The organism is Rhizobium sp. SEMIA4064, from assembly GCF_003025035.1.
Taxonomy (GTDB): Bacteria; Pseudomonadota; Alphaproteobacteria; order Rhizobiales; family Rhizobiaceae; genus Rhizobium; species Rhizobium paranaense.
In genome coordinates this window covers 151,798-172,264 of record NZ_PYJN01000001.1, presented here as the reverse complement: position 1 = coordinate 172,264, position 20,467 = coordinate 151,798, and the positions used below count along the sequence as shown (strand labels likewise).

General features: G+C 60.6%; 23 protein-coding genes. 12 read left to right on the top strand and 11 right to left on the bottom strand.

Annotation, left to right across the window (positions count from 1 at the left end; translation table 11 throughout):
• Positions 1-203: 203 nt before the first annotated feature.
• On the bottom strand, positions 204-326 hold the full coding sequence (locus C9E91_RS20045) for a hypothetical protein (protein ID WP_260303263.1): 123 nt from the start codon (positions 324-326) through the stop codon (positions 204-206).
• 91 nt (positions 327-417) lie between these two features.
• Complete coding sequence (locus C9E91_RS00820) at positions 418-606, bottom strand: hypothetical protein (protein ID WP_107106491.1); 189 nt, start codon at positions 604-606, stop codon at positions 418-420.
• Positions 607-861: 255 nt separating this feature from the next.
• Here C9E91_RS00820 and C9E91_RS00815 point away from each other — a divergent pair, with 255 nt between their 5' ends.
• From C9E91_RS00815 to dnaJ, 3 genes are all read left to right on the top strand, one after another.
• On the top strand, positions 862-3,213 hold the full coding sequence (locus C9E91_RS00815) for a transglycosylase domain-containing protein (protein WP_107106490.1): 2,352 nt from the start codon (positions 862-864) through the stop codon (positions 3,211-3,213).
• Positions 3,214-3,505: 292 nt separating this feature from the next.
• Positions 3,506-5,422: a molecular chaperone DnaK gene (gene dnaK, locus C9E91_RS00810; protein WP_107106489.1), complete on the top strand. Its 1,917-nt coding sequence runs from the start codon at positions 3,506-3,508 to the stop codon at positions 5,420-5,422.
• Between the two features lie 84 nt (positions 5,423-5,506).
• On the top strand, positions 5,507-6,655 hold the full coding sequence (dnaJ, locus tag C9E91_RS00805; RefSeq protein WP_107106488.1) for a molecular chaperone DnaJ: 1,149 nt from the start codon (positions 5,507-5,509) through the stop codon (positions 6,653-6,655).
• 112 nt (positions 6,656-6,767) lie between these two features.
• Here the strand turns inward: dnaJ and C9E91_RS00800 are convergent, their stop codons facing one another.
• Positions 6,768-7,451, bottom strand: a complete 684-nt coding sequence (locus C9E91_RS00800; protein WP_107106487.1) for a glutathione S-transferase family protein — start codon at positions 7,449-7,451, stop codon at positions 6,768-6,770.
• Positions 7,452-7,661: 210 nt separating this feature from the next.
• Between C9E91_RS00800 and C9E91_RS00795 the strand changes: the two genes are divergently transcribed.
• From C9E91_RS00795 to C9E91_RS00780, 4 genes are all read left to right on the top strand, one after another.
• A complete protein-coding gene (locus tag C9E91_RS00795; protein ID WP_107106486.1) occupies positions 7,662-8,138 on the top strand; it encodes a MarR family winged helix-turn-helix transcriptional regulator in 477 nt (158 codons plus the stop codon).
• 129 nt (positions 8,139-8,267) lie between these two features.
• Entirely contained in the window at positions 8,268-9,395 is a 1,128-nt protein-coding gene (gene recF / locus C9E91_RS00790; protein ID WP_107106485.1) for a DNA replication/repair protein RecF, read from the top strand.
• 36 nt (positions 9,396-9,431) lie between these two features.
• Complete coding sequence (locus C9E91_RS00785) at positions 9,432-10,202, top strand: molybdopterin-synthase adenylyltransferase MoeB (protein WP_107106484.1); 771 nt, start codon at positions 9,432-9,434, stop codon at positions 10,200-10,202.
• An 8-nt stretch (positions 10,203-10,210) separates the two neighbouring features.
• Positions 10,211-10,681, top strand: a complete 471-nt coding sequence (locus C9E91_RS00780) for a GNAT family N-acetyltransferase (protein WP_181315983.1) — start codon at positions 10,211-10,213, stop codon at positions 10,679-10,681.
• Position 10,682: 1 nt separating this feature from the next.
• Here the strand turns inward: C9E91_RS00780 and C9E91_RS00775 are convergent, their stop codons facing one another.
• Positions 10,683-11,684, bottom strand: a complete 1,002-nt coding sequence (locus tag C9E91_RS00775) for a 2-hydroxyacid dehydrogenase (protein ID WP_107106482.1) — start codon at positions 11,682-11,684, stop codon at positions 10,683-10,685.
• A gap of 20 nt (positions 11,685-11,704) precedes the next feature.
• A complete protein-coding gene (locus tag C9E91_RS19685; protein WP_210203673.1) occupies positions 11,705-11,875 on the bottom strand; it encodes a hypothetical protein in 171 nt (56 codons plus the stop codon).
• Between C9E91_RS19685 and C9E91_RS00770 the strand changes: the two genes are divergently transcribed.
• Both C9E91_RS00770 and C9E91_RS00765 read left to right on the top strand, forming a co-directional pair.
• Positions 11,875-12,414, top strand: a complete 540-nt coding sequence (locus C9E91_RS00770; protein ID WP_107106481.1) for an SH3 domain-containing protein — start codon at positions 11,875-11,877, stop codon at positions 12,412-12,414. The genes C9E91_RS19685 and C9E91_RS00770 overlap by 1 nt on opposite strands.
• A 91-nt stretch (positions 12,415-12,505) precedes the next feature.
• On the top strand, positions 12,506-13,120 hold the full coding sequence (locus tag C9E91_RS00765) for a cadmium resistance transporter (protein ID WP_245407395.1): 615 nt from the start codon (positions 12,506-12,508) through the stop codon (positions 13,118-13,120).
• Between the two features lie 78 nt (positions 13,121-13,198).
• Here C9E91_RS00765 and C9E91_RS00760 read toward each other — a convergent pair whose 3' ends face one another.
• Positions 13,199-14,191: an adenosine kinase gene (locus C9E91_RS00760; RefSeq protein ID WP_107106479.1), complete on the bottom strand. Its 993-nt coding sequence runs from the start codon at positions 14,189-14,191 to the stop codon at positions 13,199-13,201.
• Between the two features lie 408 nt (positions 14,192-14,599).
• Here C9E91_RS00760 and C9E91_RS00755 point away from each other — a divergent pair, with 408 nt between their 5' ends.
• A complete protein-coding gene (locus C9E91_RS00755) occupies positions 14,600-15,544 on the top strand; it encodes an AEC family transporter (RefSeq protein WP_107106478.1) in 945 nt (314 codons plus the stop codon).
• Positions 15,545-15,680: 136 nt separating this feature from the next.
• Here the strand turns inward: C9E91_RS00755 and C9E91_RS00750 are convergent, their stop codons facing one another.
• Positions 15,681-16,262 (bottom strand): c-type cytochrome, encoded by a 582-nt coding sequence (locus C9E91_RS00750; protein WP_107106477.1) that lies wholly within the window; start codon positions 16,260-16,262, stop codon positions 15,681-15,683.
• A 151-nt stretch (positions 16,263-16,413) separates the two neighbouring features.
• Between C9E91_RS00750 and C9E91_RS00745 the strand changes: the two genes are divergently transcribed.
• Together C9E91_RS00745 and C9E91_RS00740 are read left to right on the top strand one after the other, a co-directional pair.
• The gene (locus tag C9E91_RS00745) at positions 16,414-17,169 is read left to right on the top strand and encodes a 3-deoxy-manno-octulosonate cytidylyltransferase (RefSeq protein WP_107106476.1); all 756 of its coding nucleotides are present in this window, start codon (positions 16,414-16,416) and stop codon (positions 17,167-17,169) included.
• Positions 17,170-17,193: 24 nt separating this feature from the next.
• Positions 17,194-18,048, top strand: coding sequence for a prephenate dehydratase (locus C9E91_RS00740; protein WP_107106475.1), 855 nt, complete (start codon positions 17,194-17,196; stop codon positions 18,046-18,048).
• 193 nt (positions 18,049-18,241) lie between these two features.
• On the opposite strand, the gene C9E91_RS00735 is transcribed toward C9E91_RS00740, so the two are convergent.
• The 4 genes from C9E91_RS00735 to C9E91_RS00720 form a co-directional block, all read right to left on the bottom strand.
• Positions 18,242-18,640, bottom strand: coding sequence for a VOC family protein (locus tag C9E91_RS00735; protein ID WP_107106474.1), 399 nt, complete (start codon positions 18,638-18,640; stop codon positions 18,242-18,244).
• Between the two features lie 329 nt (positions 18,641-18,969).
• Positions 18,970-19,338: a VOC family protein gene (locus C9E91_RS00730; protein WP_107106473.1), complete on the bottom strand. Its 369-nt coding sequence runs from the start codon at positions 19,336-19,338 to the stop codon at positions 18,970-18,972.
• 115 nt (positions 19,339-19,453) lie between these two features.
• Positions 19,454-19,690 carry a hypothetical protein gene (locus tag C9E91_RS00725; RefSeq protein ID WP_107106472.1) on the bottom strand — a complete coding sequence of 79 codons (237 nt, stop codon included), beginning with the start codon at positions 19,688-19,690 and terminating at the stop codon, positions 19,454-19,456.
• A gap of 84 nt (positions 19,691-19,774) precedes the next feature.
• Entirely contained in the window at positions 19,775-20,461 is a 687-nt protein-coding gene (locus C9E91_RS00720) for a helix-turn-helix transcriptional regulator (RefSeq protein WP_107106471.1), read from the bottom strand.
• Positions 20,462-20,467: the final 6 nt, after the last annotated feature.

The following is a 20,467-nucleotide window of genomic DNA, read 5'->3' as shown; positions in this document are numbered from 1 at the left end:
AGTAGCCGGCGACTCAGGGAGTTTCACGTAAGGATAAAGTTTTTAATAGGCATAAAGTTCCAGCGAGACCAAAGGTCGTTTTCTCGCAAACGGGGCGATATGCGTATTTCTACAATCTGGAATTAAGGGATGAGCCTCGGCCGGTAGCACCATAGATCGGGTGAGCCGTTTGATGATTTCTTCATGCTGCCTGTCAGATGCTTTCACTTCTCGCGTGCAATCCGCTTCGCATCATCGGCCGAGAAGCCGGCCCGGCGAGCGAGCCGCTCCAATCCAAAAATCCGGTCAAGCTGATCGATCAGCCATAATTCAAAGCGTTTCCACACGATAAGGCCTCCCCCGCAATGGACCAACCGGTCGCAGCGGTCCACGATGAACGTCGGTTCGGCCTGTCCACCCGCTCTAACGAAACAGCCTCTAGCGAAACAGTGGGGGCCTCTGCGCGTTCGACAGCAGCTCCTGCTTGGTGGCGAAGTCGCCGAACAGCTTCTTCAGCCGCAGTTCCTCTTCCTTGCAAATCCGATGGCGCCGCACGAAATCCTCGACACTCCAGACTTCCCGCAGCTTATTTTCGCCGACTTTCTCGAAGTTGATATGTGAACTCATTTGCTCGCCCTCTTATTTTATGAAGAGAGAATGCACGAGAAAAACAAAAGTTCCTTGAACAAACCCGTTGTGGATGGACGAATGCTGCCGCTGCGATCGGTTAAAGATGTTTTTAATCCCTCCTTAAATCGCCGCATTTACAGTTCACCCGGGCTTTAATGCCCAGGCGATGCGAGCGCGGGGGACGAGCGGGCGCGTGACAGCCCAACATCAGACATCGGCATATGGAACCATCGGGGGTACGACCGGTCCGCAATGGCAGGCAAAAGCAGATCAGGCCAGAGGATAGAACCCTCGTTTTCAAGCGGCAACGAACGCAGCGATGATGGTTTCAGCGCGGGCGAGCGGATTGCCGGCGGCGGGCGTTCTTCCGGTCGCGGCGAGGACCCTCTGCCGGACAGACCGCGCCGCTCCAAAAAACGGCGTAAGCAGCCGCGTCGCGAGCGTGGCGGTGGCTTTTTCGGCTTCGTCCGCTCGGTGATCTATTGGGGTATCGTACTCTGCATCTGGGCCGGCATCGGCGCCGCGGGTCTCGTGGTCTATTACGGATCGCGCATGCCGAACGCCAGCACCTGGGCCATTCCCGACCGGCCGCCGAACGTCAAGATCGCCGATCTCGGCGGCAGCATCATCGCCAATCGCGGCGCGACCGGCGGCGAAGCTCTGACGCTGAGCGATATGTCGCCCTATATTCCCAAGGCGATCGTCGCCATCGAGGATCGCCGCTTCTATTCGCATTTCGGCTTCGATCCGATCGGCCTTGGCCGTGCAGTGGTGACGAACGTGCTGACCGGCCATGCCGTGCAGGGCGGCTCGACGCTGACACAGCAGCTCGCCAAGAACCTCTTCCTGTCGCCGGAGCGCACGCTGGAGCGCAAGGTGCAGGAAGTGCTGCTCGCCATCTGGCTGGAGCACAAGTACACCAAGGACCAGATCCTTACGATGTACCTGAACCGCGTCTACTTCGGCGCGAATGCCTATGGCGTTGAGGCGGCGGCACAACGTTACTTCAACAAGTCGGCCCGCGACGTCAATCTCGGCGAAGCAGCCATGCTCGCCGGCCTCGTCAAGGCGCCGTCGAAGCTGTCGCCCGCCCGCGATCCCGCCGCAGCCGAGGCTCGCGCCCAGCTCGTGCTGCAGGCGATGCGCGATCAGGGCTTCATCAGCGAAGCCGATATCAAGACGGCGATGTCGCAGCCGCCGACGCACGCGACGAGCTATTGGAGCGGCGCGCAGAACTATGTCGCTGATATGGTCATGGACCAGCTTCCCGGCCTGATCGGCGGCGCCGTCAAAGAGGATCTGACCGTCGACACCACGATCGACATGTCGCTGGAGCAGAAGGCCGAACAGGCGCTCAACGATGTGCTTGCCAAGGACGGTAAGAAACTCAACGCTTCGCAAGCCTCCCTCGTCTCCGTCGACGCAACGGGCGCGATCCGCGCATTGGTGGGTGGCCGGGACTATGCGCAGAGCCAGTTCAACCGCGCCGTCACCGCCAAGCGCCAGCCGGGCTCAGCCTTCAAGCCTTTCGTCTATACCGCGGCACTGGAGATGGGCCTGACGCCGAACTCCATCCGCAACGACGTGCCGGTGAAAATCGGCAATTGGGCGCCGGAGAATTACGAGCAGAAATATAGCGGGCCGGTAACGCTCGCCACGGCCGTAGCCCATTCGCTGAACACGGTGGCCGCCCAGCTTGCGACCGAAGTAGGACCGGAGCAGGTGGTCAAGGTCGCGCATCGGCTGGGCATCGAATCCGACCTGCAGGCCAATGCCTCGATCGCACTCGGCACGTCGGAAGTCTCGCTGCTGGAGCTGACCTCGGCCTATGCCTCCTTCATGAACGGCGGCTACAAGGCGACACCACACGTTATCGCCAAGGTGACGACCGCCTCCGGCAAGGTGCTCTATCAGGCAAATTTCGACAATCCACCGCAGGTCCTGAATCCTGATGTCGTCACCAACATGAATGCGATGATGGCCGGCGTCATCAACTTCGGAACCGGCAAGGCCGCCCGCATTCCCGGCTGGCAGGCGGCGGGCAAGAGCGGCACGACGCAATCCTTCCGCGATGCGCTGTTCGTCGGCTTCACCAGCCATCTGACGACAGGCGTCTGGTTCGGCAATGACGACGGCAAATCGATGAAGAAGGTAACGGGCGGCGGACTGCCGGCCAAGGCCTGGAAAGAATTCATGGTCGCCGCCCATAAGGGCCTGACGCCGACCCCGATCTTCGGCGGCGGCCAGATCATCGACAACGGCCTGCCGGTGGCGGAAGCCCAGCCGAACACCGACCAGCAGACGACGATCGGCGCCATCATCTCCGGCAGCGATGACGGCCAGGGCGCGCAGCAGCAGAGCCAGCCCATGATCCGGCAGCGCCCGGCGCAGCAACCGATCCAGCAGCAGCAACCCGTCAACCAGGCCGCGATGAACGACGATCCCGAGGATCTGCCGCCCGTGGGCCTTGCCGACAACAATCCTTACAGCTCGGACCGGTACGACGACGATATCCCGCCTGCCGATATCGGCGATCCCGGCCCGACGACGGCGACGGTCCGGCGGCACCGCTCCTCGCTTCTCGACATCATCCTGGGGCAATAAGAAGCGATTCTCAGCATTGCCGCTTGCATGGCCGGGTCAAGGCTGATCTGATAGATGGTCGCGCAAATTCCGCAGGCTCCCCGCCTCGATGGGACACTGTGGAATTTGGACGACAAACCATTCGTTTTGCTGGATTCCGGGTGATTTCCTGCCTTGCAGTCAGTAAAACCGCTACTTATATACGCGGCATCACCGCAGTCATGGCTGCGCAATCCTCAAGACCATCCCGTAAGGGGCTGTCAATGGAATGCCTGACAGGGGTTCCGATAGCTTGCTTCAAGGAGAGAATGACATGGCAAAAGTAATTGGTATCGACCTTGGAACCACGAATTCCTGCGTCGCCGTCATGGACGGTAAGGACGCGAAAGTGATCGAGAATGCCGAAGGCGCCCGCACCACCCCCTCAATGGTAGCCTTCACGGACGACAGTGAACGCCTCGTCGGCCAGCCGGCGAAGCGCCAGGCGGTCACCAACCCCACCAATACCCTCTTCGCTGTCAAGCGCCTGATCGGCCGCCGCTACGAAGATCCGACCGTCGAGAAGGACAAGCATCTCGTTCCTTTCAACATCGTTCGCGGCGACAATGGCGATGCCTGGGTCGAAGCGCAGGGTAAGGGCTATTCGCCCGCACAAGTTTCCGCAATGATCCTTCAGAAGATGAAGGAAACCGCCGAATCCTATCTCGGCGAAAAGGTCGAAAAGGCCGTCATCACCGTTCCCGCTTACTTCAACGACGCGCAGCGCCAGGCAACCAAGGATGCCGGCAGGATCGCCGGTCTTGAAGTTCTGCGCATCATCAACGAGCCGACGGCTGCTGCACTCGCTTACGGCCTCGACAAGAAGGACGGCAAGACGATCGCTGTCTACGACCTTGGCGGCGGCACCTTCGATATCTCGATCCTGGAAATCGGCGACGGCGTCTTCGAAGTGAAGTCGACCAACGGCGATACCTTCCTCGGCGGTGAAGACTTCGACATGCGTCTCGTCGAATATCTCGTTGCCGAATTCAAGAAGGACAACGGCATCGACCTCAAGGGCGACAAGCTCGCTCTGCAGCGCCTGAAGGAAGCTGCTGAAAAGGCCAAGATCGAACTATCCTCTTCGCAGCAGACCGAAATCAACCTGCCCTTCATCACGGCAGACGCCACCGGTCCGAAGCACCTGACGCTGAAGCTGACCCGCGCCAAGCTGGAAAGCCTGGTCGACGATCTCGTGCAGCGCACGATCGCTCCCTGCAAGGCAGCGCTCAAGGATGCCGGCGTTACCGCCGCTGAAATCGACGAAGTCGTTCTCGTCGGCGGCATGAGCCGCATGCCGAAGGTGCAGGAAATCGTCAAGCAACTGTTCGGCAAGGAGCCGCACAAGGGCGTCAACCCGGATGAAGTCGTCGCACTCGGCGCCGCCATCCAGGCCGGCGTTCTGCAGGGCGACGTCAAGGACGTTCTGCTGCTCGACGTGACCCCGCTGTCTCTCGGCATCGAAACGCTGGGCGGCGTCTTCACCCGTCTGATCGAGCGTAACACGACGATCCCGACGAAGAAGTCGCAGACCTTCTCGACCGCCGACGACAACCAGTCGGCCGTGACCATCCGCGTTTCGCAGGGCGAGCGCGAAATGGCTGCCGACAACAAGTTGCTCGGCCAATTCGACCTCGTTGGCCTGCCGCCGGCTCCGCGTGGTGTTCCGCAGATCGAAGTCACCTTCGATATCGACGCCAACGGCATCGTCCAGGTTTCGGCCAAGGACAAGGGCACGGGCAAGGAACAGCAGATCCGCATCCAGGCTTCGGGCGGCCTCTCTGACGCCGACATCGAAAAGATGGTCAAGGATGCCGAAGCGCACGCTGCCGAAGACAAGAAGCGCCGCGAAGGCGTGGAAGCCAAGAACCAGGCCGAAAGCCTGATCCACTCCAGCGAGAAGTCGCTGAAGGATTATGGCGACAAGGTAACCGAAGCGGACCGCAACGCGATCTCCGATGCGATTGCAGCACTGAAGGCGGCAACCGAAGCTTCCGAGCCCGATGCCGAAGACATCAAGGCCAAGACCCAGACCCTCATGGAAGTTTCCATGAAACTCGGCCAAGCGATCTATGAGTCCCAGCAGGCGGAAGGCTCTACCGCTGATGCCTCGGCAGGTGGCAAGGACGATGTCGTCGACGCCGACTACGAGGAAATCAAGGACGAGGACGACCGCAAGCGGTCGGCATAATCGCAAACCTTAACTGGTTTTGCGGAAACTCAGATCCGGCTGCCTTAGGGCAGCCGGAAATCCATTTCCGGGGTCTATTCCTTAATGGCAAAAGCGGACTTTTACGACACGTTGGGTGTCGCCAGAACGGCAGACGAGAAAGAGCTGAAAAGCGCTTTTCGCAAGCTGGCGATGAAATTTCATCCGGACAAGAACCCGGAGGATAAGGACGCCGAGCGAAAGTTCAAGGAAATCAACGAAGCCTACGAGACGCTCAAGGATCCGCAGAAGCGCGCGGCCTATGATCGCTATGGCCATGCTGCCTTCGAACATGGCGGCATGGGCGGCGGCGGCGGTTTTGGTGGCGGCGGCTTCGGCGGCGGTGGCTTCTCCGATATTTTCGAAGATATTTTCGGCGAGATGATGGGTGGCGGACGCTCGCGCGGGCGTTCTTCCGGCGGTCGCGAACGCGGCGCCGATCTTCGCTACAACATGGAAATCTCGCTCGAAGAGGCCTTCACCGGCAAGACGGCGCAGATTCGCGTGCCGACCTCCATCACATGCGACGTCTGCTCCGGTTCCGGCGCCAAGCCGGGCACGCAGCCGAAGACCTGCGGTACTTGCCAGGGTGCCGGCCGCGTACGGGCCGCACAGGGTTTCTTCTCGGTCGAGCGCACCTGTCCGACCTGCCATGGCCGCGGCCAGATCATTCCCGATCCCTGCACCAAATGCCACGGTCAGGGCCGCGTGACCGAAGAGCGTTCGCTTTCGGTCAACATCCCGGCCGGCATCGAGGATGGCACGCGCATCCGCCTGCAGGGCGAAGGCGAAGCCGGCCTGCGTGGCGGGCCTTCGGGCGATCTCTATATCTTCCTCTCCGTCAAGCCGCATGAATTCTTCCAGCGCGATGGGGCCGATCTCTATTGTGCTGTGCCGATCTCGATGACGACGGCTGCCCTTGGGGGCACTTTCGACGTCGCAACACTCGACGGCACGAAATCGCGCGTCACCGTTCCCGAAGGCACGCAGGTCGGCAAGCAATTCCGCCTGAAGGCCAAGGGCATGCCGGTGCTGCGCTCCAGCCAGGTCGGCGATCTCTACATTCAGATCCAGATCGAAACGCCGCAAAAGCTCACCAAGCGCCAGCGCGAGCTGCTGCAGGAATTCGAGCAGATCTCCTCGAAGGACAACAATCCCGAATCAACGGGCTTTTTTGCCCGCATGAAGGATTTCTTCGACACGTTCAGCGACTAAGCGGCGAATCACATTGCTTCACGTGAAACCGGCCGATGATTCGGCCGGCCACTAACTCACATATTGTGGAATCCAGGCGGGCTGCGCGTCAGATGATGACGCGCTCGATCTTTCAGTTTGCGAGTTTCAGCAGCCACGCATCGTGGTTCTGAAGGAACATCTTGAGGCGATCTCCGTAGTTGTCCATTACGGCGTCCTTGACGCTTTGCCGGGCAGCAAGAGACGCACGCCAGAACCTGACGCGCGGCAGCTCAGCGAATATGCCAGTCGCAGCGATGATATCGAACACATCGAAATAGCGGAAAATCGGCGCAAACACAGCATCGACGAGGCTGAATGCAGTGCCGGCGAAGAACGGCCCCTCACCCAATTGTGCTTCCACACGCGCGAATTTGTCGACCAGCGCCGTACGCTTGACCTCATAGGTTTGGGCATCCTTGGCAGTCTCGAATCCCCATAGGTCCGAGAGGATGGAGGAACCAAATTCGATCCACCCGCGATGCCGGGCACGCGTGAGCGGATCGGCGGGATGTAGCGGACCGCCAGGTTGGGTCTCCTCCAGGTATTCGCAGATGACGGCACTCTCGAAGAGGACCGCGTCAGTACCATCATCCTGACGTATGATCAGCAGGGGCACCTTGCCAAGAGGGGAAATTGCAAGAAACCAGTCGGGTTTTGCCGCCAGATCGACATAGCGACGCTCGAACGGCACGCCTTTTTCGGCAAGCGCGATGGCGGCGCGTTGGACGTAGGGGCAAAGGTGATGGCTGATGAGGGTCAGCTTGGCGTCGGACATCGTATAGCTCCTTCTGTGAATCAGCGAATTGGAAGTGAGGATCGGAGCGCGCAAGGCCCGTCGCCGAACAGGAATTGCGCAATGGACAGCAGCACGACGCCGGGGTCTGTCAGGCGATGCTGGGTCATGAAAAGGTCTCCGCTCGAGATAGATGTAATTGCATCTATATAAGAGCTTGCCTTATCGGTCAATGTAGATGTAATTGCATCTATGTCCGATTGTTCAGATACCACAGCCCCACGGCCATCAACCGCGATCACGCGGGCATGGGTACGCCTCATGCGTGCGCAACAACTTGTTTTTGCAGCAATCGAACGGGACTTGAAGACAGCCGACTTGCCGCCGCTCGGCTGGTATGACGTTCTGCTCGAGCTGTCGCGAGCCGAAGATGGCAAGTTGCGCCCTTATGAGATCGAGCAGCGTACACTCCTGGCGCAACACAACCTTTCCCGCCTTCTCGACAGAATGGAGAGGGCCAACCTTGTTCAGCGCGAAGTATTTATTGACGATGGTCGGGGCCGCTGGGTCATTGTTACAGATGCCGGTCGTGCCATACAGGCCCGCATGTGGACCGTCTATGCCTCGGCGCTCCAACGCCATGTGGGTGACAAGCTGGATGATGCCCGAGCCGACCAATTGGCCGATTTGCTGGCCGCGTTGTCGCGAAATCCCGATGCGCCGCGATAAAATCGGCCGACCTATGCGTGCGATCGATAGGCGCGCTCTTTCGGAGGGCGGGAATGGCGATGGCGGGCGGCTCTTGCGCTTATGCATCGTTCGGCATAGCTCTCTGGCCAGAACGAATCCGGATGCCCGATGCCGCACAAGGTTTTCATCTCGCGCCTGAAGCTGACCGACTTCCGCAATTATGCGGCGGCGTCGCTTGCGCTTGACGAGCGGCATGTGGTGCTGACCGGCGATAACGGCGCCGGCAAGACCAATCTGATGGAGGCAATCTCCTTCCTTTCACCCGGGCGCGGGCTGCGGCGCGCGGCTTATGCGGATGTCACCCGCGTCGACGCATCGGGCGGCTTTTCGATCTTCGCCGAGCTTGATGGCATGGACGGCGAAGTCGAGATCGGCACCGGTGTCGACGCGACCGACGAGACGACGGCACGCAAGCTCCGGATCAACGGCACACCGGCCAAGACCGCGGATGAGTTGACCGACCATTTGCGCGTGCTCTGGCTGACGCCGTCCATGGACGGGCTGTTCACTGGCGGCTCCTCCGAACGGCGCCGTTTCCTCGACCGGCTGGTGCTGTCGCTCGATCCGGCACATGGCCGCCGCGCCAGCGATTTCGAGCGCGCCATGCGCAGCCGCAACAAACTGCTTGGCGAAGGCCGATTCGATCCGTCCTGGCTTGCCGGCATCGAGGAGCAAATGGCGAGCCTCGGCATCGCCATGGCGCTTGCCCGGCAGGAAATGCTCGGCCTTCTCTCGCGGCTGATCGCCGAATCGCGTGAAGCAACGCCCTTTCCATCAGCCGCGCTTGAACTCTCCGGCTTTCTTGATGGGCAATTCGATCGCCCCGCCGTCGATCTCGAGGACAGTTATGCCGAAATGCTGCGCGAGGGACGTTATCGCGACGCGGCCGCCGGGCGCACGCTTGACGGCCCGCACCGCGCCGATCTTCTGGTACGTCATCGTGAGAAAGGTATGGAGGCGGAGCGTTGCTCGACGGGCGAACAGAAAGCGCTACTCGTCGGCCTTGTCCTCGCCCATGCCCGCCTCGTCGGCAACCTGACTGGCCATGCACCGATCCTGCTGCTCGATGAAATCGCTGCGCATCTGGACGAAGGCCGGCGCGCCGCCCTCTTCGACCTGATCGACGGGCTCGGCGGCCAGGCCTTCATGACTGGCACCGACAAGGCGATGTTTTCCGCGCTTGGCGAGCGCGCGCAATTCTTTACCGTCGCGCATGGCGGCATTACGAAATCCTAGCGCCTCCTCCGCCGCAATTGTGATAGGCTCGCTCGCATGGATCCTTTGAGCTCAGACGAAATCGCCCGCTATCACCGCCATATCCTCTTGCCCGAGGTCGGCGGCGCCGGTCAGCAAAGATTGAAGGCGGCACGCGTGCTGGTCATCGGCGCCGGCGGCCTTGGTACGCCGGTGCTGCAATATCTCGCCGCCGCCGGTGTCGGCACGCTCGGTATTGCCGATGACGATCGTGTTTCGCTTTCCAACCTGCAGCGGCAGGTGATTCACGATACGGGGACGATCGGCGAGTTGAAGACGCAGAGCGCGGCGGATGCGATCGCCCGCCTCAATCCGCATGTGCATACTATCCGTTTCGAGGAACGGTTCAGCCCCGATACCGCGACGCGACATCTTGCCGGTTTCGACCTTGTCATCGATGGCTCCGACAATTTCGACACGCGCTATGCCGCTGCCGATGCGACCGAGGCGGCGCGCCTGCCGCTCGTGACCGGCGCAGTCGGACGCTTCGACGGGTCCGTGACGACGCTGAAACCCTATGAGAATGACGCCGACGGCCTGCCCAATCCGCGCTATCGCGATCTCTTCCCGGCACCGCCGCCGGAGGGCCTTATCCCCGCCTGCGCCGAGGCTGGCGTCATCGGCGCCTTGACCGGCGTCATCGGCACGCTGATGGCAATGGAGGCGATCAAGCTCATCACCGGCATCGGCGAACCGCTCATCGGCCGGCTGCTGCTCTATGACGGGCTTGCCGCCCGCTTCGAGACTGTCCGTTATCGCCGCAAGCGCTCCAGGGCCGCGGCGGAATAATGACCGATATCATTCTTCAGCGTCTCGACGACAGCTTCGACCGCTGGGACGAGTTGCTTGCGCTCATTCTCGCCTCCTTCGCCTATATGAACGGGCGGATCGATCCGCCCTCGTCAGCGCTGTCGCTGACCTCGCAATCGCTCAGGGAAAAGGCAAAGAACGAAATCGCCTATGTGGCCTTCGAAGACAATCGATTAGCCGGCTGCACATTCTGCCGTCCGGAACCGGATAGCCTCTATATCGGCAAGCTCGCGGTCCTACCGGCCGCGCAGGGCAAGGGGATCGGCAGGCGCTTGCTGAGGCTCGCGGAGAGGACTGCGCGGGAGCGTGGACTCGGTGCGCTGCGGCTGGAAACGCGAGTCGAACTGACCGGCAATCACACTACCTTTGCCAACTGGGGATTCCAGAAAACCGCCGAGGCCCGCCATGCCGGCTTCGATCGCACCACGTCGATCGAGATGCGGAAGATCCTGATTTAGCTCAGCGAAATGGCAAAACGCGGTTCGGTGGGCGATGGCCGTCGATGAAGGCGCGGATGTTGATGATGACCTTGTCGCCCATGTCGATGCGGCTTTCGAGCGTGGCCGAACTCATATGCGGCAGCAGCACCACCTTGCCCTCGTTGGCGAGCTTTACCAGCTTCGGATTGACGGCCGGTTCGTTCTCGAAGACGTCGAGACCGGCGCCGGCGATCTTGCCTTCGCGCAGGATCTTGATCAGCGCCGTTTCGTCGATGACATCGCCGCGCGCCGTGTTGACGATATAGCTGGTCGGCTGCAGCAGCGCGAGCCGGCGCGCCGAAATCAGATGGAAGGTCGCGGGCGTAGATGGGCAGTTGACGGAAACGATATCGACGCGGGCAAGCATCTGATCGAGGCTGTCCCAATAGGTCGCCTCCAGCTCGTCTTCGGTCGTTATGCTGACACGCTTGCGGTTGTGATAGTGGATCGACAGGCCGAAAGCCTTGGCACGGCGGGCGACGGCGGTGCCGATACGGCCCATGCCGACGATGCCGATACGCTTGCCGTGAATCCGGCGGCCGAGCATCCAGGTGGGCGACCAGCCGGCCCATTCGCCGGGCTTGTCCGTCAGCACGCGCGCACCTTCGGCGAGACGTCGCGGCACGGCGAGGATCAATGCCATGGTCATGTCGGCCGTGTCTTCGGTCAGAACGTTCGGCGTGTTGGTGACCGTGATGCCCCGACGAGCGGCGGCTTCGATGTCGATATGGTCGGTACCATTGGAAAAGCTGGCGATCAGCTTCATCTGTGGCCCGGCTTCCTCGATCAGCGCAGCATCGATGCGGTCGGTGACGGTCGGCACCAGCACATCGGCGGACCGGACGGCCTCGACAAGCTCAGCCTGGGTACGCGGCGTATCGTCAATGTTGAGCTCGGCATCGAAGAGTTCGCGCATCCGCGTCTCCACCGCATCCGGCAGTTTGCGCGTGATATAGACCTTCGGTTTTTTCTTCGTCGTCATGGCGACCGGCGATGCCTTGTTCAGATGTTCTTAACCAAGAAGCAGGATAATTTTCCCGTTCCGGGCATTTCTACCAGACCCGCAGGCGAAGACAAACAAAACTCGCGCGCGAGGCGCAGGGATTTGCCGATGACCGGAACAAAAAAGTCGCCTGACGGCGTCTTGGTCATGATGAGCGAACGGAAATCCAATGCGTGGCAAAATCCTGAAGTCCTGCGCTGCTTTTGCGATCGGCCTGATGATGGCCGGCGCCACCGCCGATCTTGCCGCGGCCCAGGCCGCCAAGGGACCGAGCGGATTACCGCTGCCGAGGTTCGTCACCTTGAAGTCGAAGCGCGTCAACCTGCGCGTCGGCCCCAGCGGGGACTACGCCGTGTCGTGGCTCTATCTCAAGCAGGGATTGCCGGTCGAGATCATTCAGGAATATGACAATTGGCGCCGCGTGCGTGACGCCGACGGCACCGAAGGCTGGGTCAACCAGTCCTTGCTCTCCGGCCAGCGCTCGGCCATCGCCGCGCCGTGGATGAAGGGCAAGGGCAAGGCGGTCTTCGTCAACATGCGCCGCGACGCGCAGCCGTCGAGCACCGTCATTGCCAAGCTCCAGCCGGGCGTGATGATGAATATCCGCGAATGCACTGGCGACTGGTGCCTGGCGACCGCCGACGGCACCGAAGGCTGGGTGGCGCAATCCGAAATCTGGGGCGCCTACCCCGGTGAAGCCTTCAAGTAAAAGAAAGCCCCGCAAGGCTCCATGGCAGCCGCGACCGCGTGATTTTTTCGATGCGGTGATGCATCGGTATCCAGGGCAGGGAACGGTGCTCGTGGACTATTTGTTCGGGAATCTCGGCATTGCCATCGTCCTGTTTGCATCGACGAATGTGGACGATATTTTTATCCTGCTCGGATTTTTTGCCGACCGTAAATTCCGCGCCCGGCAAATTGTCCTCGGCCAATATCTGGGCATTGCCACTCTTTGTGGCGTAAGCGCCGTTGCCTCCCTGATCTCTCTCGTTGTTCCCGCCGCCTATATCGGCCTTCTCGGCTTGGTGCCGATCTTCCTCGGTTTGAAGAAGCTATGGGCGTTGCGGCAAGGCCGTGAAGAAGAGGATGATCCGGAAGACCATGAGAAGGCGTCAATCGGGCATGGCAATATCATTGCCGTCGCGGCGGTGACGATTGCGAATGGCGGCGATAATATCAGCATCTACACTCCGCTCTTCGCCACGCGCACGATCGATGAGATCGCCATCATCGCCATTGTTTTTGCGCTGATGACGGCCTTGTGGCTGGCCGCCGCGCACTTCCTCGTCAATCACCCGACGATCGGCGCCCCGATCAGACGTTATGGACATCTGATAGTGCCGTTCGTCCTCATGGGCCTTGGAATACTCATTCTCCATGAGGCCGGAACCATAGAGTTCCTTGGCCGCCTTTAATGCCAAACCAAAAAAGCCGCCCGCAATGATCTGCTGCAAGCGGCTTTCGAAGTCAGCACCAGCAATGAGTGCGGCTATTTAGAGAAGCCCCGTCTCCTTGGCCGCTTCCGACAGCGACCGCATCGGCCGTGGGCCGATCTGCTCGATGACGATGGCTGCCGCGAGGTTGCCGAGCTTGCCGCAATCTTCGAGGCTGCGATTCTGCGTATAGCCGAAGAGGAAGCCAGCGGCGAAAAGATCGCCGGCGCCGGTCGTATCGACGCGCTCTTCGATCGGATGGGCATCGACGACATAGCGTTCGTCGCCGCGTACGATCACGGCGCCATCCTTGCCTATGGTGACGGCTGCGATCTTGCAATCGCCCGCAATCAGCTTCAACGCTTTCTCGAAATCGTCCGTCTCGTACAGCGAAAGGGCTTCATCGCGATTGGCGAAAACGATATCGACGGTGCCCGAGCGCATGAGATCGAGGAATTCCTCGCGATAACGGCCGACGCAGAAGCTGTCGGACAGGGTCATCGACATTTCGCGGCCATTGGCATGGGCGATGCGGGCGCACTCGCGAATCGCTTCCTTTGCGCGCGGCGGATCCCAGAGATAGCCTTCGAAATAGGTGACTTTGGCGGCGGCGACGACATCTTCCTCGACATCTTCCGGGCCAAGCTCGACACAGGCGCCGAGATAGGTGTTCATCGAACGCTCGCCATCCTCGGTGACGAAGATCATGGAACGGGCGGTCGGCGGGAACGTGCCCTTCGGCTTGGTTTCGTAGTGCACGCCCTGGGCGCGGATGTCGTGGGCGAAGATTTCGCCCAACTGATCTTCCGCAACCTTGCCGAAATAGGCTGCCCTGCCGCCAAAATTCGCAACACCTGCCGCCGTATTGCCGGCACTGCCGCCGGAGGCTTCGAGCGCCGGACCCATGCGCGAATAGAGCAGTTCGGCACGATCGGCATCGATGAGATTCATCGCGGCCTTGGTGATCTTGTTGTCGATCAGGAATTGATCGTTGCAGCGGGAGATAATGTCGACGATAGCGTTGCCAACGGTCAGTACATCGAAACGAGTCATCAAAAAGGGGGTCCCCGGTATTGGTGATAGCCGGTATCCGGTATTAGCGGTTTTTCCGAAGTTTGGAAGGAAAATCGGTTGCTCGCGCGGTAACTAAATCTCAACCAGTCATTTGCTTGTCACTTTCCATCTGTAAACGCTTATCAAGTGAACTGGCATGGGATGCGGACAAGGCATTCGCGGCCAGCTCTTGGAAGGTATGATACCTTCCGCCTCACCGGTACGCGTGCCGACCACGGATGAACTGGCGGCTTGTGCACCGGGAGGACTCCGGCGGGACCAGATGCGGAAAAGCGGGCGCAACCCGCTTTTTTTGTTTCCGACCGCTTTTCGGCTTCTCACGATGCGGCAAGCTGCTACAACTTTGGGATCAATCCGCAAGATCCCGTCACAGCTTCCTCGCCCGGCATGTCCGAAATCTTCTCCGATGTCCTGCCGATTTTCCTGCTGATCCTCGTCGGCTGGCTGATCGTGCGTGCCGGAATATTGACGGCCAGCGTCGGCGAGGCGATGAGCGAATTCGTCTTCAAGATTGCCGTGCCGCTGCTGCTTTTCCAGACCATTGCAGGCGCGCAGTTTCATGGAGCTTCGCCGTTTCGATTGTGGATCGCCTATTTCGCCGGAGTCGCGGTCGCCTGGACGGCCGGTCATCTGGCGGCGACGCGGCTGTTCGGGCGGGATGCGCGGATCGGGGTGCTCGCCGGAGTGTCGTCCGCTTTCGCCAACAATGTTTTCATCGGCCTGCCGCTGGTGAGCCGCGTGGTCGGTCCCGACGGCATCGTGGCGCTGTCGATCCTGATTGCCGTGCATCTCCCGGTCATGATGATCGCCGGCACGATGCTGATGGAACAGGCGGAGCGCAAGGCGAGTGGCGGCACGGGGCGAAGCACGGGCGAACTCCTGAATCAGGTCGGCAGAAATCTCGCCCGCAATCCGCTGGTCATCGGACTTGTCGCCGGGCTCGTCGTGCACCTTATCGGCATTCCCTTGCCGGCAACGCTCGGCACCGTCGTCGACAGCATCGCCAATACAGCAGGCCCGGCCGCGTTGATTTCACTCGGCATGGCCCTGCGGCACTACGGGCTTTCCGGTAATCTCGGCGTTGCCAGCGTCACTTCGGCCTTCAAGCTTTTGTTGTTGCCAGCCTGCGTGCTTGCGGCCGGCTACCTTCTCGGCCTGAGCCCGGAATGGCGAAAGGCGCTGGTGCTCACGTCTTCGGTTCCAACAGGTGTGAACGCCTGGCTCATTGCCAATCGCTTCGGCGTCGGCCACAGCCTTGCTGCTTCGACAATCACGCTGACAACGGCCCTCGGCGTAGTTTCGGTGTCGCTTTGGGCCTATATGCTCGGCTAGTGACAAGGCCGGCTGCGCGCGATCTCAAAAGGTGCTTGGCTGCTTTGCGTAAGCCCGCCGCCGTTTGAACGGCAGACCGACATGCAAAAGCCCGGCCGAGACGACCGGGCTTTTGCATAGATTCGCTTGAAGCAACTTAGTTCGTCGCTGCCGGCGCGTTCGCATCGGGCAGCGGCTCGGGCGTGTCGGCCAGCGTGCGCAGATAGGCGATGACATTGGCACGATCTTCTTCCTTCGGCAGGCCGGCAAAGCCCATCGCCGTTCCGGAGACGAATTTCTTCGGCGCTTCGAGGAAGTGGTAGAGATGATCATAGGTCCACTTTTCGCTGCTGCCCTTAGAAAAATCCTTCATGCCGGCAGAATATGCGAAACCTTCATGCGAGGCGATCGGACGATCGACGACGCCCCAGAGGTCAGGACCGACCTTGTTCGGCCCGCCCTTGGTGCCGTCATGACAGGCCTGACACTTCTTGAAGATCGATTCGCCAGCCTTGGCGTCGGCCTTTTGCAGCAATTGCGCGATCGGCGTTTCCTGCTTTGCGGCGGCTGCCTTGCCGCCTGCTCCTGCAGACGATTCTTCAGCGGCGATAATTGCGAAGCCCGGCTTTTCCGGTGTCTCTGAATGGAAAATAAATCCCGACGCGAGCGACACGGACTTCAGCACAAAAAGTGTGGCCAGAAGTGCCCCGACACCCATGTTCACGTAGGATGAATTCATCTGCTATGCTCCCCTCGCCTCCGGCAGCGGCTGCCGGCCCATCTTGAATTCGCGCGAAACCTATGTCTTTTGACTGTTTCTTGCAACTCTGTAAACGGTCTCCACCGTGAGACTTTTTGACACTTTTCCGGCGGGAATAGAAGGCCCAACAATGACAGATCCCAACTTGGACAAGACGCTGGTACTCATTCCGGCCCGGATGGCCTCCACACGCCTGCCCGGTAAACCGCTCGCCGATATTTGCGGCCTGCCCATGATCGTACAGGTTGCCAAACGCGCACGCGAGGCGGCGATCGGTCGCATCGTCGTCGCTGTTGACCATGAGGACACCTTTGCCGCCGTTGCGAATGCGGGTTTCGAAGTCGTCATGACGCGCACGGATCATCAATCCGGCTCGGACCGAATCTATGAAGCCCTGCAGGCCGTGGATCCCGAGGGCCGCGCGGAGATCGTCGTCAACGTTCAGGGCGATCTGCCGACCATCGATCCCGAGACCATCCGCGCTTCGCTGCGCCCGCTGGAAGATCCGGCCGTCGATATCGCCACACTGACCGTCGAGATCAAGGACGAAGAAGAAAAGACGCTGCCGAGCGTCGTCAAGGTTGTCGGCTCGCCCATTTCGGACAGCCGCCTGCGCGCGCTCTATTTCACCCGCGCCACGGCCCCTTATGGCAACGGGCCGCTTTATCATCACATCGGCCTCTACACCTATCGCCGCGCCGCGCTGGAGAAATTCGTCAGCCTCGGCCCTTCGACGCTGGAAAAGCGCGAATCACTGGAGCAATTGCGGGCGCTGGAGGCCGGCATGCGCATCGATGTCGAGATCGTTGACACGATACCGCTCGGTGTCGATACTCCCGCCGACCTCGAAAAGGCCCGCCGCATCCTTTCCGGCGCCTCTCTCTGACGGAATTTCCCTAAAGGCAGTCCAATGATCAGCAAGACCAACAAGATCTCTTTCCAGGGCGACTACGGCGCCAATTCCGACATGGCCTGCCGTGACATGTTCCCGACGATGGAACCGCTGCCTTGCCAGACCTTCGAGGACGCCTTCACCGCCGTCGATAATGGCGATGCCGATCTCGGCATGATCCCGATCGAGAACACGATCGCCGGCCGCGTTGCCGATATCCATCATCTGCTGCCGGAATCGCGGCTGCATATCGTCGGCGAATATTTCATGCCGATCCACTTCCAGCTCATGGTTCTGCCGGGTGTGAAGAAGGAAGAGATCCGCACGGTGCACAGCCACATCCATGCGCTTGGCCAATGCCGCAAGGTGGTGCGCGCCAACGGCTGGAAACCAATCATCGCCGGCGACACGGCGGGTGCTGCCAAGCTCGTGCAGGAAACCGGCGACCGCACCATGGCGGCGCTGGCGCCGCGACTGGCGGCCGATCTCTATGGGCTGGAAATCGTTGCGGAAAATGTCGAGGACACCGAAAGCAACGTCACGCGCTTCGTCATCCTGTCGCGAGACGAGAATTGGGCTCAGCGCAGCTCGGCCGAGGAAAAGATCGTCACTACGTTTGTCTTCAACGTCCGCAACATTCCGGCTGCGCTCTACAAGGCCCTGGGTGGCTTTGCGACCAACGGCATCAATATGACCAAGCTCGAAAGCTATCAGCTCGGCGGCCGTTTTGTAGCGACGCAGTTCTACGCCGACATCGAGGGCCATCCCTCCGACGCGCATGTGCGCCGCGCGCTGGAGGAATTGCGGTTCTTCTCCGAAAAGGTCCGCATCCTCGGCGTCTACAAGGGCCATCCGATGCGGGGTGATCTGTAAGCCCGGATCGTTTCGGAGGCCACCTCGATCCTTCGAGGCTCCGCCCGACGGGCTACGCTCCTCAGGATGAGGTGGAGCAAGTATCGTTGTTGGCGCAAAGGGTTAGCCCTCATGGTGAGGTGCGGAAGCCCATAAGGGCTGGAGCCTCGAACCACTAGGGCGGGTGGCTGGATCGCTACATTTCCATCGTTAGCTAATCCGCAGCCTTGGTGACGACCTCGATACGGTGTCCATCCGGATCGATAACAAAGGCTGCGAAATAGTTCGGCCCGTAATGAAGCCGAAGACCAGGCGGCCCGTTGTCCTTGCCGCCATGAGCGAGCGCCGCTTTGTGAAATGAGACGACGGCATCACGGCTTGGCGCGCCAAAGGCGAGGTGAAAGCCCGAGCCAGGAGCGCAAGCCTCCTTGCCCCGCAATTTGATGGCGAACTTATCGCCATCGCCGGGCGGCCCATATCCGATCGCCTGGTCGGGATCGCCGGGGTTCAAGTCTTCCCAAACCCTGACATAGCCGAGCGGCGCGAAGGCGGCGTCGTAGAACGCGGCGGCCTTCTCGATATCCGAGACGCCGAATGAAATATGATGCAGCAATTGTTCCTCGCATGACTCTGAATTTATCGATCAGTCTCTTCTCCAAATGCCGCAAGTCAACTCGAGCTGCATGCTTAGGCGTTTTACAGGGATACACTAGGCAACAACCGCTGCTTCAGTTGGAACGATCCTAGTCGCCGTATTAGCCCCTCATCCGGCCTCCTGAGCTTGTCGAAGGGCGGCCACCTTCTCCCCGCTTGCGGGGAGAAGGGGATAGAGACACCTGCAGCCTCCCTTCCATCATCGAGCTCAGCGACAGCCCGAGGTCGTCCCCTCGCCCCGCTTGCGGGGAGAGGGTGAGGGTGAGGGGCAGAGCCGCAATTGGGGCCTTACTTATCCGGCTCACAAACCCTGAGACGATGGCCATCCGGATCGAGCACGACGAAGGTTGGGCCGAAATCCATTGTCGTCAATTCCTGCGCGATTGGCAGGCCACGGGATTTCCAGTCCTTATAATGCTCCGCGACCGCACCATCGCCCTCGACCATGAAGGCGAGTTCGCCGCGGTTGCCGATAGCTGACGGTTGCGGTTCGACATTGCTGCGGCGCCAGAGGCCGAGGGTGAAGCCATTGTCGAGCGGGAAGGCAGCGAAATTCGGCGCGGCAACGGCCGGCTCGCGGCCGAGCAGGTCGCGATAGAAAGGCACGCTTTCGGCCGGATCCTTGACGTAGAAAATGATGAGATTCGGGCTGGTCATTTGGATATTCCTCTTGGTTTAGGGGATATAAGGGCATGAAGGATGCGGTCCGGCAGACAGGGCAGAGCCTGCCGGGGATGGCTTTGTCAGCGGATGGTCGGATGAAGATGCGTCTTTAACGCATCCGGTTTTCCTCACGGTACGGGGCATGACCGTCCAGAAAGCCCAGATCGCGCTTCATTGAATCCGGCACGCCCTCGATATCGAGTCGATCTCGGCCATGGGCGAAATAGCCAAGCGCAACCCGCAGAAGGCGGACCGGCCATGCCGGCATAGAAAGATCTTTGCCTTTGCGCGCCTCGATGATGCCGCGATGCGTTTGTTTCGTGACGATGAAAGCGTTGCTTGCCATGATCGGTCCTCCTTCCTGCTTGGGATGGTGCCCATCATAGTCCTGCCTACTGACAGTTTCTGGCAGTAGTGTTATCGGTGAAAATCAATCGTGAACCATGCCCTCCCGGGCATGCCATTCCCTGGCAAGGGTAATACGACGTCGTGGATAGCGCGCTTCCAGCACCGCGAAATCGACGATGCGGTCGGCGCGGAAATGGCGAAAATCCTGGCGCAGCTCGCACCAGGCCATGATGATGCGCGCATTGTCGAAATAACCGAGCGCGAAGGGCCAGATACGGCGGGTCGAAATGGCGCCGTTCACGTCGCCATAGGTCAATTGCACCATGCGCTCCGTGCGGATCGCCTTGCGCATGAGGGAAAGATCGGCCTTGTCCTCGGTGATACGCCGCGTCGCCACGACCACTGCCGCCTGGTCGACCGCCTCGCGCATTTCGGCCGGCAGCACGGCGGCGATCTTGGCAAGAGCGTCAGCTCCGGCTGCTGCCAATCGCGAATCGGTTGCGCGGGCGACCCATCTCGATCCCAGCACCAGCGCTTCAATCTCATCCTGCGAAAACATCATCGGCGGCAGCATGAAGCCTGGCTTCAGGACATAGCCGATGCCCGGTTCGCCTTCGATCATGGCGCCTTGCGTCTGGAGGCTGGCGATATCACGATAGAGCGTGCGCAGGCTGACGCCGGTCTCCTCGGCAAGCGTCGCGCCGCTGACAGGCCGTCGGTAGCGCCTGAGCGTCTGCAGCAGGGTTAGCAGCCGTTCCGAGCGCGCCATGACAAG